Genomic DNA, 14,652 nt, shown 5'->3' with positions numbered 1-14,652 from the left:
TTATTGCTCGCCAAGCGCCTGCTGCACCGGCACCGCCGCAGCTGCCTGCACCGGCTGTGCAAGCACCCGCAGTCGTGCACGCAGTCTTTCCACGTTCGCCTCACCCTGCTCCAGACCGGTACGCAACTCGGCTGGCAACTGTTGTCGGCCCAAGGCCTGCAATTGCCTCCACCCATCGGCCAGGCCGCTGCTCGCCTGGGCGACCTGCGCGCTCACACGTTGCTGCTCGTCGGCCTGCGGCAGTCCGTAGCCGGGGCCATCGAAACTGGAGCCATCGAGATCGGAGTCATCGAGAAGCGCCGCCGGGTGACTGAGCTGCGCCTGCCGGGCGAACAGACTCTGCAGCTGCTCCTGCACTGCTGCACGCTCGGCAATGCCGGGCCGCAACAGGCGCTTGAGCGCATCGCGCGCCACCAGTTCCTGCCGCCGTAACGCGGCTTGTTCCAGCAGCAATGCGGCTGCGGTTTCGCGCAGGCCACCGCGCTCGAACCACTGCGCGCGTGCATCAGGCGCGGCATCCAGCCATTGCGCGACACTCGTCTGCGGCACCGGGATACCGCGTCGAAGCACATCGAACATGGCCTGATAATGCGCGGCCGCCGATTCGAAGTAATAGCCCTGACGCGTGGCCTGCGCGCGGTCGTCCAGCACGCGCAGATCGGCAAGGCCGGCACGCTGCAGGCGCTGGCGCACGCCGCGCGGAGTGATCGATGACAGGCCGGCTGCGGCCAGACGCGGCACGCCATCGTGCAACAACTTGTAGGTTTCCACCGCGCAGTTGTTGCTGATGAAGTAATAGCGCCCGTCGTAGCTCCAGTGCACCTGCGCGGCGCGCGTCAGCAAAGCGGCGATCTCATACGGGCTCAGCGCCAGCGGCACCGACGACAGGGCACGCAGTTCCACCTTGGTGTATTCGTCGATGACCTGGTTCAACGGCAGCACGAACAGCCGCGACGGATACGAGCCGGTCAGCCCGCGCCAGCTTGAGATCTGCACATCACCGACGAAGGCCCGAAACGACAGCACGCGGTGATACTGCAGATCCAGCCGGCATGCCGGCCCGGGCACGCGACCTGGCGCGCAGATCACCAGCCGCAACATGCTGTGGCCCCAGCGACTCATCGGCTGCTCGTTGCCTTCGGCAAGCAGATAGTCCACCGCATAGACCCGCGATGGATCCAGCGTCAGCAACGACATCGCACCGGCATCGTTGTCGGCCTGCAGATACGGCAAGGTCGGCGCGCATGCTGCCGCCTCCTGCGGCGGCCCTAGCCGCTCGGAAAACCACGCCGCCAGCGCGGGACGGCGGCAGGCATAGTCCGCATCCAGCACGTAATGCTCAAGATTGACCGCAACGAATTCGGTCGGGCTATGTCGCTCGTACGCATCGGGACTACGGTCGCTGAAACGGTTTACGCCGCGTCCGACCCGCCAGGGACGCACCTGCCAGCCGGCAAGATCGCGCAGGCGTGGGTCGCGCGACAAGCTGCTGCCGGTGCCACGGTCGCGCACATGCGCCAATTCGTGCACCACCGCTGCCATCGCCGCCCGCGTGGCTGGCGCGCCGATGTCGGAGCGTGCACTGGCGGACTGCACGCTCCAGGCTTGCAACAACGCATGATCGAGCAGGATGCGATTGCCGATCGCGCGGCCGTGCACCTGCGCTGGCAGATCGCGGCGCCACTGCAATTGAACGGGTTCCGCGTCGCGCCCTACCCAGTCCGGCGGCAACCGCTGTAAGACTTGCTGCACCAGCGCCTGGCTGGCAGCGCGCTCTGACGCAGTCAACTCCGATGCGACAACCGTCACCTGCAGCTTAGGCGAAAGCTGCGATTGGGCTTGCGCCGCCGGTGCGATCGCTGCGGCCAGCCACAGCCATGCGCACCGGCGACGACGATTCACTGCGCCAGGATGGACTGAGCCAGTTCCAGATCGCTGGACACACGCGCCGCATCGCTGCGACTGCGCAATTGCAGCAACGCCGCTTCCAGACGCGCGCCGCGAATGGCGCCATCGCTGGCGACAAAGCCGGCCGCATCTTCGCGTGCGTCGACAACCACCTTGTCGTCGCCGGAACTACTGCTGTTGGACGAACCGGCGGACGATGCACCGGCCGAAGTACCCGCAAGACTGGATGCGGCGGCTGCCAGCGGCAGCAGGGTCAAAGCACAAAACACCAGAGAGCGCATCATCGGCGTGTCGATTCCATGTGAGGTGATGAAGAGACTACCCGGCAGGCGTCGCGCCGGGCACGTTGTCCATGTCGAACAGCTTGCCGGGATTCAGCAAAAGCTGAGGATCCAGCACATGTTTGACGCCACGCATCAGCGCGATTTCTGCAGCAGAGCGCGTGCTCCACAGGTACGGCTTCTTGACCAGGCCAATGCCGTGTTCGGCGGAAATGCTGCCGCCAAAGCGCTGCAACGCGTGCGCCAGCACCTTGGTGACCTGATCGCAGGCCGTCACAAAATCAGCCTGACTGGTGTCGTCGGGCTTGAGCACATTGATATGCAGGTTGCCGTCGCCGATATGACCGAACCACACCACATCGAAGTGCGGATACGCCTCGCCGAGCAACGCCTGGGTTTCGGCCAGAAACGCCGGCATTGCCGAGATGCGCACCGACACGTCGTTCTTGTACGGCGTATAGCGCGCCACCGCTTCGGTGATGCCCTCGCGCAGCCGCCACAGTTGCGCGGCCTGTGCATCGCTCTGGCTGATCACCCCGTCGCTGACCCAGCCCTGCTCCATGCAGGTTTCAAACGCAGCCATCGCGGCAGCTTCCTGCGCTGCATCGCCGGCCGCGAACTCGGTGACCACGTAATACGGGTGGACCTCGGCAAACGGTGCCTGCGCGCCGTGCGCGAGCACGTGCTCCAGCGCGCGGTCGGTGAAGAACTCGAACGCTTCCAGACGCAGCTGCGCGCGGAACGCGGCAAACACCTGCATCAACACCTCGAACGAGGGCAGTGCCAGCAGCATCACATTGCTCGGCGGCGGCGGGTCGGTCAGCCGCAGCGTCGCTTCGACCACGATGCCGAGCGTGCCTTCGGAACCGATCATCAAATGACGGAAATCGTAGCCGCTGGAATTTTTCACCAACGCATTGTTGAGCTCGAGTAACTCGCCGCCGCCGGTGACCACTTTCAGACCGGCCACCCATTCGCGCGTGTTGCCGTAGCGGATCACGCGAATGCCACCGGCATTGGTGGCGATGTTGCCGCCGATCGAGCAGGACCCGCGTGCGGCGAAATCCACCGGATACACCAGCCCGTGGTCGCGCGCGGCGTTGTGCACCGCTTCCAGCGGCATGCCGGCCTCCACGGTGAGCGTGCGATCCACCGCGTTGAAGTTCAGCGGCTTATTCAAGCGTTCCAGGCTGAGCACCAGCTCGCCGTTGGCGGCCACCGCGCCACCGGACAACCCGGTACGGCCGCCCGATGGCACCACCGCCACGCCTTGCGCATTCGCCCATTGCACCACGGCCTGCACTTCTTCGACCGAGCCTGGCAGTGCAATGGCCAGCGGATTGGGCGTCCAGCGACGGGTCCAGTCGCGGCCGTAATGCTCCAGGTCGGCCGGCTCGGTCTTCAAACGCAATGCCGGCACGGCCTGTTGCAACGAAAGAATGCGGGGATCGGTCATGGGGCACGGCGCGGCAGTAGGAACCGCACAGCGTGCCAGTGCGCGCCGGCCTCGTCCAGTTGCGCTGTGGTGCGCTTGCGCTGCGTTGGATTCAGCTGAAACCGTTGCAGCGCAAGGGATTGCCGCGTGCAACCCATGCATGGCGAGCGCCCAATCCGGCACCTCATCTGGCATAGTTGCCGACCCGATTGCTGCAATGCGCTCCCCCATGTCGCCGAAGAGAACCTCGTTTCCCAAGCAGGACATCCGCGTCCTGTTGCTGGAAGGCATCAGCCCCACCGCCGTGGATGTATTCCGCGCCGCCGGTTATTCGCAGATCGAATTGCACGCCAAGTCGTTGCCCGAAGACGAGCTCATCGCGCGCATCGCCGACGCGCATATCGTTGGCATCCGCTCGCGTACGCAGTTGAGCGCCGAGGTGCTGGCGCATGCCAAGCGGCTGATGGCGGTGGGCTGCTTCTGTATCGGCACCAATCAGATCGACCTGGACGCGGCCGAGCTGGCCGGCATTCCGGTGTTCAACGCGCCCTACTCCAACACCCGCAGCGTGGCCGAGCTGGTGATCGCCGAGGCGATCCTGCTGTTGCGCGGCATCCCGCAGAAAAATGCCGAATGCCATCGCGGCGGCTGGTCCAAATCGGCTGCTGGCAGCCACGAAACGCGCGGCAAGGTGCTGGGCATCGTCGGCTATGGGCACATCGGCACCCAGGTTGGCGTGCTGGCCGAATCCTTGGGGATGCAGGTGATCTTCCACGACATCGAAACCAAGCTGTCGCTGGGTAACGCCCGTGCGGCGATCGATCTGGACGACCTGCTGGCGCGCTCGGACGTGGTGACGCTGCACGTGCCGGAGACGCCATCCACCAAGGACATGATCGGCGCAGCAGAAATCGCCCGCATGAAGCCTGGCGCGCATCTGATCAACGCCTCGCGCGGCACCGTGATCGACATCGACGCGCTGGATGCAGCACTCACCTCCGGCCAGATCGGCGGCGCGGCGGTGGACGTGTTCCCGATCGAGCCCAAGGGCAATGGCGATGCATTCGAATCGCCGTTGATTGCGCACGACAACGTGATCCTGACCCCGCATGTAGGCGGCAGCACGCTGGAAGCGCAGGACAATATCGGCATCGAAGTGGCCGCCAAGCTGGTGCGCTACAGCGATAACGGCAGCACCTTGTCGGCGGTGAATTTCCCGGAAGTGACGCTGCCCGAGCACCCCGACAGCCTGCGATTGCTGCATATCCACCGCAACGTGCCGGGCGTGCTGTCCAAGATCAACGAGTTGTTCTCGCGCCACAACGTCAACATCGACGGCCAGTTCCTGCGTACCGATGCCAAGGTCGGCTACGTGGTGATCGACGTCAGCGCCAGCGAAGCGCAGGCCACCGCGCTGAAGGAAGGCCTGGCCTTGATCGAAGGGACACTGCGGACGCGGATTTTGTATTGAGGTGTTGGTGGAGGAGCGGCCCTCATCCGGCGCTTTGCGCCACCTTCTCCCGCAAGCGGGAGAAGGGAGTGCAGGTCATCCTTCTCCCGCGTGCTGCCTTCTCCCGCTTGCTACCTTCTCCCGCTTGCTGCCTTCTCCCGCTTGATCCCTTCTGCCGCAGGCTCCCTTCTCCCACCTGATCCCTTCTCGCGCGCTTCATCGCTTATCGCGCGCTTCATCGCTTATCGCGCGCTTGATCCCTTCTCCCGCCTGCGGGAGAAGGTGCCCGCAGGGCGGATGAGGGCGCACTCCTTGAGCACCCATCACACGCCTCGGGCCATCCACTTTTCGGCCATGCGCCGCATCGACGGATCTAGCTCCGGCTCGGCCAGCAGCTCGGTAATCGGGCGCCACGCCAGGGCCAGCGACTCTTCGCTGACTTCGAACGCTTCGTCCGCGCCTGCGACCACCACGTAACGCGCGTCGAAATGCCAGTGCCCCGCCACCTCGCCGCGCGCGGGGATCCAGTGGCGGTCCAGGTCGAACAGCTCGGCATCTGCCAGCCGCAAACCGGTCAGACCGGATTCTTCTTCGGCTTCGCGCAACGCTACCTGCGCCAGATCGCGGTCGCCGTCGGCGTGGCCGCCCAGCTGCAACCAGCGCTGCAACTTGCGGTGGTGGGTCAGCAGCGTGCGGCTGCCGTCGGCGCTGACCACCCAGGCCGAGCCGGTGAAATGACCTTCGACACGCTCGCGCACGAACGGATCGGTGGCATCGTCCAGCAGCTGCACGAACTGGTCGGCCACCTCGGCCTCGTCCGGCCAACGTGCGCGGTAGGCAGCCAGTTGCTGCCGCAGGGTTGCATCCACCATCTGTCGTTCTCGGCTGCGCATGGATCAGCGACCATTATCGCCATTCATGCTGCGTACGCGCTTGTCGTGAGCGTGTAGCTTTGGCAAGGTAGGCCGCTTGCCTGTCCCACTGGGATGCGGCGCACACCTTCGCCCAGGCGCGCGCGCCTTTGTTCTGCCACTTAGGGATGTACCGAATGCTGAAGTCTCTGTTGAGGGTCAAACCGATCGAGCCCGCTGGACATGTGGATGCGGGCGAACCGGTCGACGGCAGCCTGCAGGGCGAAGCGACGCTACAACGGACCCTCACCGCCAAGCACCTGATCATGCTCGGCATCGGCGCAGTGATCGGCGCCGGTATCTTCGTGTTGACCGGCCAGGCCGCGGCCAATCACGCCGGCCCCGCAGTGATGTTGTCGTTCGTCTTCGCCGGTATCGCCTGCGCCTTCGCCGGCCTGTGCTACGCCGAGTTCGCGGCGATGATGCCGGTCTCCGGCAGCGCGTATTCGTACTCGTATGCCACCCTCGGCGAAGGTATCGCCTGGTTCATCGGCTGGTGCCTGGTGCTGGAATACCTGTTTGCCGGTTCCAGCGTCGCGGTCGGTTGGTCCGCCTACCTCATCAGCTTCCTGACCGGCACGCTCGGATTGCCGTTCCCGGCGGAACTTGCGGGTGCGCCATTGGCCTGGGACGGTCATGGCTTTGTCAGCTCCGGCAACATCGTCAACCTGCCGGCGGTGCTGATCGTCGCCGCGGTGAGCATGCTGTGCTACGTGGGCGTCACCCAATCGGCGTTCGCCAACGCGATCGTGGTGGCGATCAAGGTCGTGGTGATCTGCCTGTTCGTCGGCTTCGGCATCGCCTACATCGACCCGGCGAACTGGCACCCCTTCATCCCGGAAAACACCGGTCCGGGCCAGTTCGGCTGGGATGGGGTGTTCCGCGCGGCGTCCATCGTGTTCTTCTCCTACATCGGTTTCGACGCGGTCTCCACCTCCGCTGGCGAGACCAAGGACCCGCAGAAAAACATGCCGATCGGCATCCTGGTGTCGCTGGCGGTCTGCACGGTTATTTACATCATCGTCTGTGCGGTATTGACCGGATTGCTGCCCTATACCCAGCTCGGCACCGCCAAGCCGGTGGCCACTGCGCTGGAAGCGCACCCGCAATTGAGCTGGCTCAAGACCGCGGTGGAGATCGGCGCGATCGCCGGCCTGTCCTCGGTAGTGCTGGTGATGCTGATGGCGCAGCCGCGCATCTTCTACACCATGGCCAAAGATGGATTGATGCCCAAGCTGTTCGGCAAGGTGCACCCGAAATTCCATACGCCCTACGTCGGCACCATCTTCGTCGGCGTGGTCGCGGCGCTGCTGGCCGGGGTAATCCCCTTGAATGTGCTGGGTGAACTGGTGTCGATGGGCACCCTGCTCGCCTTCGCCACCGTGTGCGCCGGCGTGATGGTGCTGCGCTTCACCAAGCCCGAGCTGGAGCGCCCGTTCCGGGTGCCGCTGGCGATGGTGATCTGCCCGCTGGGCGCATTGGCCTGCCTGTTCCTGTTCTTCCAGGCCTTCCAGGAGCACTGGAAGGTGTTCGTGGGCTGGACCGTGATCGGCCTGTTCATCTATTTCGGCTATGGCATCCACCATAGCCGTCTGGCCCGCAAGGCTTGATTGCGAGTCCCTCGCAACAGCCCGCACATCCGTGTGCGGGGATTTGACAATGCGAGTCCCTCGCAACAGCCCGCACATCCGTGTGCGGGGATTTGACAACGCGAGTCCCTCGCAACAGCCCGCACATCCCGCACAAGCACGCACCGTCACGCGCAGGGATTCAACAGGAACCGCTCCATGTTCAAACAACTTTGGGCTACCAAACACCCGCACGCCAGCCATGAGGCGGCCGACGGGCTGGGCCTTCAACGCGCGCTCGGTCCCTGGGGGCTGACCGCCCTGGGCATCGGCGCGGTGATCGGCGGCGGCATCTTCGTGATCACCGGTCAGGCCGCGGCCGACCATGCGGGCCCGGCGATCGTGCTGTCGTTCGTGCTCGCGGCGATCTGCTGCGCGTTCTGCGCCATGGCCTACGCCGAATTTGCGGCCATGGTGCCGGTGTCCGGCAGCGCCTACACCTATACCTACGCCACCTTCGGCGAGCTGGCGGCCTGGTTCATCGGCTGGATGCTGGTGCTGGAATACGGCGTCTCTGCTTCGGCGGTGGCAGTCAGCTGGACCGGCTACTTCCTCAGCCTGCTGGAACACTTCGGCATCCATTTACCGGCCTCCCTGGTCAGCGCACCGCTGGACGGCAAGCTGCAACGCACCGGCGCAATCGCCAATCTGCCGGCTGCCGGCATCGTCTTGTTGCTGACCTGGCTGTGCTATGTCGGCATCCGCAAGTCGTCGGCGATGAACATGGCGATGGTGATCCTCAAGACCGGGCTGATCATCCTGGTCATCGCGGCGGGCTGGAAATACGTGGACCCGGCCAACTGGCATCCCTTCATTCCTGCCAACGAAGCACCGGGCAAGTACGGCATGGAGGGCGTGCTGCGCGGCGCCGCGATGGTGTTCTTCGCCTATATCGGCTTCGAGGCGGTGTCGGTGGCGGCGCAGGAGTCGCACCGGCCGCAGCGCGACCTGCCGATCGGCATGATGCTGTCGCTGGTGATCTGCACCGTGCTCTACATCGCCATGGCCGCAGTGATGACTGGCCTGGTGCCGTTCACCCAGCTGGGCACCGACGAGCCTGTGGTGACGGCTGTGGCTGCGCATCCGCAGCTGGCCTGGTTGCGGGTGGTGGTGGAAGTGGGCGCGCTGATCGGGTTGTCGTCGGTGGTGCTGGTGATGATCATCGGGCAGCCGCGCATCTTCATGATCATCGCGCGCGATGGCCTGCTGCCGGCGATCTTCACCCGCATCCATCCCAAGTACCGCACGCCGCACATCAATACCGTCATCACCGGTGTAGGCATCGCACTACTGGCTGCCATCTTCCCGCTGGATGTGCTGGGCGAGCTGACCTCGATGGGCACGCTGATCGCCTTCGCTGCCGTCTGCGCCGGTGTCTTGATCCTGCGCCGTACGCATCCGGAACTGCCGCGTCCGTTCCGCATGCCGGCCGCGTGGCTGATCTGCAGCGCCGGTGTGCTGAGCTGCCTGGCCTTGCTGTCGGCAATGACCTTGCACAACTGGATGCTGATGGGTCTATGGACCTTGGTCGGGCTGGTGGTCTATTTCGGCTACGGCTATCGCCACAGCCGTCTGCGCGACAGCCGCTGACCCTGCGCATGTGCGGAGTCCGGGCGTGGCAGGTCGAACACCCTGCTGCGCTGCACCTGACCGTAATCTGGTGGGGCAGTAGAATAGCCGTATGAATGCGACCACTGCCCCCCTGCCCTATAGCGCCGCCCGTTTGCACGAGCTGGCGCAGTTGCTTATCGGCAACATCCGCGAGCTGGCCCAGGCCGGCTGGACGCCCGCCACCAGCAGCAATTTTTCTCATCGCCTGGACGAACAGCACGCCGCGATTACCGTCTCCGGCCGCGACAAGGGTCGCCTGGTCGAAGAAGACATCATGGTGGTGGACTTCGATGGCCAGGCCGTTGGCCGCCCGCTGCGTCCATCCGCCGAGACGCTGCTGCACACCCAGCTGTATCGCCGCTTCCCGGAGATCGGCTGCGTGCTGCATACGCATTCGCCAGTGCAGACGATTGCGTCCCGCCTTTATGCAGGCAGCGGCGCGATCCGTCTGGAAGGCTACGAATTGCTCAAGGCGTTCGAAGGCAATACCACTCACGACACCGCGATGGACGTGCCGGTGTTTGCCAACACCCAGGACATGCAGGTGCTGGCCGCACAGGTCGAGGCCTTGCTGGACAAACAGAGCATGTGGGGGTATCTCATCGAAGGACACGGCCTGTATGCCTGGGGCCGCAACATGGCCGAGGCACGCCGCCATCTGGAAGCGTTCGAATTCCTGCTGCATTGCGAACTCGAACTGCTGAAACTGCGCGGCCCGCGCTGAGTGTTGTCCGTCCCCCATTCGTGAGCCAGACCGCCATGAGCCGACTGCGTATCTTTGCCGACACCAACCCGACCACACCGGAATTCGACAGCCGCGATGGCGATGCGATCGCCGCCGAGCTGGTCAAGATCGGCGTCACCTTCGAGCGCTGGGCTGCCAGCCAGCCGGTCGAACCCGGCGCCACGCCCGAACAAGTGATGGCCGCCTATCGCGCCGATATCGACCGTATCAGCAGCGAGCGCGGCTTCAAGACCGTGGACGTGGTGAGCATCGCGCCGGATAACCCCAAGCGCGAAGAAATGCGCGCCAAGTTCCTGGACGAACACTTTCACAAGGAAGACGAGGTGCGTTTCTTCGTCGCCGGCTCGGGCTTGTTCACGCTGCACGTGGATGCCAAGGTCTACGAGATCGAGTGCGTCAAGGATGACCTGATCGCGGTGCCCGATGGCACCTTGCACTGGTTCGACATGGGGCCGGAGCCGCGTTTTGTGGCGATCCGCTTCTTCACCGAGCCGGACGGCTGGGTCGGACATTTCACCGGCACCGAAATCGCCAAACAATTCCCCCGCTACGCCCCCGAGACACCTCACAAGGCCAGCTGACGATGACACGACCGCAAGCGATCCTCACCGATATCGAAGGTACGACCAGCAGCATTTCGTTCGTCAAGGACGTACTGTTTCCGTATGCACGCCGTGCCATGCCCGCCTACGTGCGCGAGCACGGCAATCACCCGCAGGTGCGTCACTGGCTCAACCAGGTGGCCGACGAGATCGGAGAAGACGTGCCGGACGAGGTGTTGATCACCACGCTGCAGACCTGGATCGACGAGGACCGCAAGCACACCGCGCTCAAGGCCTTGCAAGGCCTGATCTGGGGCGACGGCTACAAGACCGCTGACTTCACCGCGCACATCTATGCCGATGCGGCGATCCAGCTGCAGGCCTGGCACGCGCAGGGCATTCCGCTGTACGTGTATTCGTCCGGCTCGGTACCGGCACAGAAGCTGTTCTTCGCGCATAGCGATGCCGGCGACCTGAGTGGTTTGATCACCGACTGGTTCGATACCGAGCTTGGCCCCAAGCGCGAGAGCGCCAGCTATCGCCGCATTATCGAGCGCATCGGCAAGCCTGCAACGGAGATCCTGTTCTTGTCGGACGTGATCGAAGAACTCGACGCCGCCAAGCGCACCGGCATGCGCACCGCGCTGCTGGACCGCCGCGAAGACTACCCAACGCCACGCTCGGCCGAGGACGTGGGCAGCCACCTGCGCGTGGAAAGTTTCTCGCAGCTGGTGTTTTGAGCTGGCAAGTTCGCTGAGACATCGGCTGTCGCGGTGCGGCGGCCGGTGAGGTTACAAGAACGCCCTGTGTGGTGCGTTGCACGTAGGACCTCCAGGCACCTGGACCGAAGCGTCATGTGACGGATTGGCCCTTGTACGACGACTGATTGCGGTCGCATGAGGGCATCTTGTAAGCAGCACAGCCGTGTTGCAGCGACCGAAGCAGGCTGGCTTGGCGCAACCGCATGCCAGCTCGTGCATGCGTCAGTGGATTAACTGGTTCGCCAGCTGATGCATGCGCCAACCACGGGTTGGAAGACGATGCGCAGCGGCTTGCAAGCTGGACGATGCGTTCTGATCTGCGCCCCGCCCCTTCTGGCTTGAGCAGTCGCCGCATCTGTCTGAGGGCAGTCGCAGTCGCCAGATGCAACGTTCGATCGACCGCTCCACACATTCCCATTCCACGCATCATCGAGGCATCGGCGTTGTCCCCATCGCTCCAATCACGCTTGGTGTCGCACGCGTTGATGCGCCGGATGCTGGTGCTACTCGCCGTGGTCTTGCTGGTTGCCGGCTGTCATCCCGATGCGGGCGCGGCGTTGCCCGCACAGACCGCAGACGATGCGGCGCAGGTGGACCCGGTCGACCAGGCCGCGCTGAAAAAAGCGCTGGCCGCCGTGCAGCCGCAACGCCCCGGCGTCACCGACCTGTATGTCGTCGGCTTTGCCGGCGATGCCAGCGACGACGTGTTTCGTAACGAAACGCTGTACCTCAAGCAATTGTTCGAACAACGCTTCGACGCGCGCGGCCGCGTGGTCACGCTGGTCAACAATCCTGACAATCTGGGCGAGCAGCCGTACGCACCGCTAGCGACCTACGACAATCTCTACGACACGCTCGCTGCGATCGGCAAGCGCATGGATCGCAAGGAAGATGCGCTGCTGCTGTTCGTCACCACCCACGGTACCGAAGACCACACGCTGTATGTGCAGGTGGATCAGAACGAAGAAGACTTCATCAGCCCGCAGGATCTGCGCAAGGCACTGGACGATTCCGGTATCGACAATCGCATCATCGTGCTGTCGGCCTGCTATTCGGGCGGCTTCATTCCGGCGCTGCGCTCGCCGGACACGCTAATCCTGACCGCGGCACGTGCCGATCGGCCATCGTTCGGCTGTGGCAACACGTCCAATGCCACTTACTTCGGCCAAGCCTGGCTGATCGATGCGATGAACCGCAGCGACGATCCGCTGGCCGCCTTCGACATCGCCAAGACCGCGATCACCGCGCGCGAGAAACAGGACGGCGAGTTGCCGTCATTGCCGCAACAATCGTTGGGCCGGCGCATTGCGCCGGTAGTGGCGCGCTGGCGCGCCGGGCTGCACCTCGGCCCAGCAATTGCCTATCCGTATCCGCCGCTGGAGGTCGACCACAACGCCGATATGGACGCCGAAGCACAGAGCGAGGCTGACGCCGAACCAGCAGCCGATACCGCGGGAGCGGCATCGACTGTGTCGCGACGCAAAGCGCCGACTCGCCCTACGCCCGCATCATCGCGATAAAGGCGACGCGCTGAGACTAATTCTCATTTCGCCAGCAATATCTGCGCATCGCTACACTCGCGCAGCCAGCCAGCACTCCGCCAGCCAGCACCGATCTTCGCCAGCGCGCCTTCGCCTGCCAGCCCGGATCTCAAGACGCCTCCTTTGTGGAGGCGCTTGCGTTTGTGGGGCTCGATACCGAGTCACCAGCGATGCCGCAGGAGCGGACTTGGGCGCGGCGGGCGTTACCGCTCCGCCTCTTGCCACCTTGCACGCGCGCATCTGCTCAAGGATCGGCGCGCTGCAAGCGATACACCGTGCGTGCGCTGTATTGCCCGGTCGGCAAAGTAGCGCGCACCTCGACAACATGTTCGCCAACGCCGAGCGTGGTCGGCAACGCGCTGCGCCACAGATGCGTCGATGGCGTGGCTTCGGGCGAGCGGTCGTAACCACGCAGTTCCGGCGCTGCATCGTCGCGCGCATTCTCCGCAAGCAGCACTGGGTCCGCACGCTCGACGCGCTTCATCGCCTGCCACGGCCCACCGTCGATACGCGACTCCACCACGGTGCTGTCCTGCCCCATGAACACATTGGCGTACACGCCCCAGGCCGCATACGCACCCTGCCGCAGCACCTTGGGCGCAGACAGCGACAGCTGTGCATCGTCGGCCGCGCGCGCGGCGTGATAGGCCAGGGTGTAGTCGCCGCTGGGAGCGACCTTCAGCACCGCATAACCGTTGGGCGTGCCGTCGCTCATCGTCGCAGCAGGAATGCCGTCGGCATCCTTGACGCCGGACCAGAACGCACCGCAGGCCGCGCCGACGTTGTATTCGTGCAACGGGCGCGCGCCCTGCCAGCCTTCGTCCGCGCCATGCTCCACCTGCCGCTGCGTGTGGCTATGCCCGCTGAGCACCAGCACATGCGGGAAATCTTTCAGCAGCGCGAACAGGCGGCTACGGTCGGCATGCCGGAAGGTCTCCTGCCCCGGGGCTGCATCGAACAACGGGATATGCATGCCCAGCACCAGCAGGCGCTCGCGTGGCAGCTGCGCCAGATAGTTCTGCAGAAACACGAACTGATCTTCGCGCAGACCACCCACATACGCCGGCTTGCCGCCGGGCGTATAGATCACATCATCCAGAAACACGAAGCTGGCGTTGGCTTCTTCCACCGCGTAGGTGTCTGGCCCGTACACTGCACGCCAGCTGTCGAGCGACTGCAGATCATCGCCGGCATCGAAATTCAGATCGTGATTGCCGGGCACATGGAACCACGGCACGCCGAGCTGCGTGGTGACCTTGTTCAAAGCCGGATACAGGCTCAGATCGTCGCTGACGATGTCGCCCAATGTGGTGCCGAGCCGGGCGGCGGTCTTGCCGACCAGCGGCGCCACGATATCGCGCTGGTAGTAGCCCACATCGGTGAGGCTGGCGGTCTGGGTGTCGGCAAACACCAGCATGTCGAACCCGCTGCCTGCCGCCTGCGTGCGCGGCGTCAGCGCGAAATTCCAGTCATGCGTCTTGCGACCGGTAGCGGCGATGCCGCGATATTTGCGATTGATCGAACCGCGCGGCGCGTAGTGCCGCCAGAACCCGGGCAAGCCATCGGCGGCGGGCACAAAACTGCGATCGCCCGGTTTGATCACGAACACCGTCTGCCCCTCGCGCACCGGCAAACGATAGCGACCTTGTGCATCGGTACGCACGATCTGCGTGCCGTTGGACACCGCCACATCGGCAACACCGGACTCATCGGCACCGCGACCGGCACGCCCGTCGCGCTCTTCGTACACGATGCCATCGACCACCGCATCGCGTGCATACGCGCTGCCGGCGAGCACACCCAGGGCTAGAAGAGCGAAGCGAAGCTGCATGCGTGTTC

Annotated in this window: 12 protein-coding genes; 7 read left to right on the top strand and 5 right to left on the bottom strand. The window is 64.5% G+C overall.

The window, feature by feature from the left end; genetic code table 11:
- From ACZZ0O_RS15840 to ACZZ0O_RS15830, 3 genes are read right to left on the bottom strand one after another with little or no spacing between them, the layout of a single operon-like run.
- Positions 1-1,902, bottom strand: a complete 1,902-nt coding sequence (locus tag ACZZ0O_RS15840; protein ID WP_463591230.1) for a DUF7844 domain-containing protein — start codon at positions 1,900-1,902, stop codon at positions 1-3.
- Positions 1,899-2,192, bottom strand: coding sequence for a DUF2388 domain-containing protein (locus tag ACZZ0O_RS15835; protein WP_228877040.1), 294 nt, complete (start codon positions 2,190-2,192; stop codon positions 1,899-1,901). The genes ACZZ0O_RS15840 and ACZZ0O_RS15835 overlap by 4 nt, the downstream gene beginning before the upstream one ends.
- A gap of 34 nt (positions 2,193-2,226) precedes the next feature.
- Complete coding sequence (locus tag ACZZ0O_RS15830; protein WP_463591229.1) at positions 2,227-3,645, bottom strand: FAD-binding oxidoreductase; 1,419 nt, start codon at positions 3,643-3,645, stop codon at positions 2,227-2,229.
- Between the two features lie 208 nt (positions 3,646-3,853).
- Here ACZZ0O_RS15830 and serA point away from each other — a divergent pair, with 208 nt between their 5' ends.
- On the top strand, positions 3,854-5,095 hold the full coding sequence (gene serA / locus ACZZ0O_RS15825) for a phosphoglycerate dehydrogenase (RefSeq protein ID WP_463591228.1): 1,242 nt from the start codon (positions 3,854-3,856) through the stop codon (positions 5,093-5,095).
- Between the two features lie 302 nt (positions 5,096-5,397).
- Here serA and ACZZ0O_RS15820 read toward each other — a convergent pair whose 3' ends face one another.
- The gene (locus tag ACZZ0O_RS15820; RefSeq protein ID WP_463591227.1) at positions 5,398-5,946 is read right to left on the bottom strand and encodes an NUDIX hydrolase; all 549 of its coding nucleotides are present in this window, start codon (positions 5,944-5,946) and stop codon (positions 5,398-5,400) included.
- Positions 5,947-6,122: 176 nt separating this feature from the next.
- Between ACZZ0O_RS15820 and ACZZ0O_RS15815 the strand changes: the two genes are divergently transcribed.
- The 6 genes from ACZZ0O_RS15815 (at position 6,123) to ACZZ0O_RS15790 (ending at position 12,792) form a co-directional block, all read left to right on the top strand.
- A complete protein-coding gene (locus ACZZ0O_RS15815) occupies positions 6,123-7,595 on the top strand; it encodes an amino acid permease (RefSeq protein ID WP_463591226.1) in 1,473 nt (490 codons plus the stop codon).
- A 177-nt stretch (positions 7,596-7,772) separates the two neighbouring features.
- The gene (locus tag ACZZ0O_RS15810) at positions 7,773-9,203 is read left to right on the top strand and encodes an amino acid permease (RefSeq protein ID WP_055846430.1); all 1,431 of its coding nucleotides are present in this window, start codon (positions 7,773-7,775) and stop codon (positions 9,201-9,203) included.
- 91 nt (positions 9,204-9,294) lie between these two features.
- The gene (locus ACZZ0O_RS15805) at positions 9,295-9,948 is read left to right on the top strand and encodes a methylthioribulose 1-phosphate dehydratase (protein ID WP_055846428.1); all 654 of its coding nucleotides are present in this window, start codon (positions 9,295-9,297) and stop codon (positions 9,946-9,948) included.
- Between the two features lie 35 nt (positions 9,949-9,983).
- Positions 9,984-10,550, top strand: coding sequence for a 1,2-dihydroxy-3-keto-5-methylthiopentene dioxygenase (locus tag ACZZ0O_RS15800; RefSeq protein ID WP_463591225.1), 567 nt, complete (start codon positions 9,984-9,986; stop codon positions 10,548-10,550).
- 2 nt (positions 10,551-10,552) lie between these two features.
- Positions 10,553-11,251: an acireductone synthase gene (gene mtnC / locus ACZZ0O_RS15795; RefSeq protein WP_055846422.1), complete on the top strand. Its 699-nt coding sequence runs from the start codon at positions 10,553-10,555 to the stop codon at positions 11,249-11,251.
- Between the two features lie 515 nt (positions 11,252-11,766).
- Positions 11,767-12,792 carry a C13 family peptidase gene (locus ACZZ0O_RS15790; RefSeq protein WP_463591224.1) on the top strand — a complete coding sequence of 342 codons (1,026 nt, stop codon included), beginning with the start codon at positions 11,767-11,769 and terminating at the stop codon, positions 12,790-12,792.
- A gap of 265 nt (positions 12,793-13,057) precedes the next feature.
- Here the strand turns inward: ACZZ0O_RS15790 and ACZZ0O_RS15785 are convergent, their stop codons facing one another.
- Entirely contained in the window at positions 13,058-14,644 is a 1,587-nt protein-coding gene (locus tag ACZZ0O_RS15785; protein WP_463591223.1) for a calcineurin-like phosphoesterase C-terminal domain-containing protein, read from the bottom strand.
- Positions 14,645-14,652: the final 8 nt, after the last annotated feature.

This window comes from Xanthomonas sp. AC360, assembly GCF_979258225.1.
Note: the sequence above shows the minus strand (reverse complement) of the source record. Positions and strands in the feature narration are given on the sequence as shown.

Coding starts and splice junctions, on each gene's coding strand:
- ACZZ0O_RS15835 (WP_228877040.1), bottom strand. CDS start 2,192: ATGATGCGCTCTCTGGTGTTTTGTGCTTTGACCCTGCTGCCGCTGGCA.
- ACZZ0O_RS15830 (WP_463591229.1), bottom strand. CDS start 3,645: ATGACCGATCCCCGCATTCTTTCGTTGCAACAGGCCGTGCCGGCATTG.
- serA (WP_463591228.1), top strand. CDS start 3,854: ATGTCGCCGAAGAGAACCTCGTTTCCCAAGCAGGACATCCGCGTCCTG.
- ACZZ0O_RS15820 (WP_463591227.1), bottom strand. CDS start 5,946: ATGGTGGATGCAACCCTGCGGCAGCAACTGGCTGCCTACCGCGCACGT.
- ACZZ0O_RS15815 (WP_463591226.1), top strand. CDS start 6,123: ATGCTGAAGTCTCTGTTGAGGGTCAAACCGATCGAGCCCGCTGGACAT.
- ACZZ0O_RS15810 (WP_055846430.1), top strand. CDS start 7,773: ATGTTCAAACAACTTTGGGCTACCAAACACCCGCACGCCAGCCATGAG.
- ACZZ0O_RS15805 (WP_055846428.1), top strand. CDS start 9,295: ATGAATGCGACCACTGCCCCCCTGCCCTATAGCGCCGCCCGTTTGCAC.
- ACZZ0O_RS15800 (WP_463591225.1), top strand. CDS start 9,984: ATGAGCCGACTGCGTATCTTTGCCGACACCAACCCGACCACACCGGAA.
- mtnC (WP_055846422.1), top strand. CDS start 10,553: ATGACACGACCGCAAGCGATCCTCACCGATATCGAAGGTACGACCAGC.
- ACZZ0O_RS15790 (WP_463591224.1), top strand. CDS start 11,767: ATGCTGGTGCTACTCGCCGTGGTCTTGCTGGTTGCCGGCTGTCATCCC.
- ACZZ0O_RS15785 (WP_463591223.1), bottom strand. CDS start 14,644: ATGCAGCTTCGCTTCGCTCTTCTAGCCCTGGGTGTGCTCGCCGGCAGC.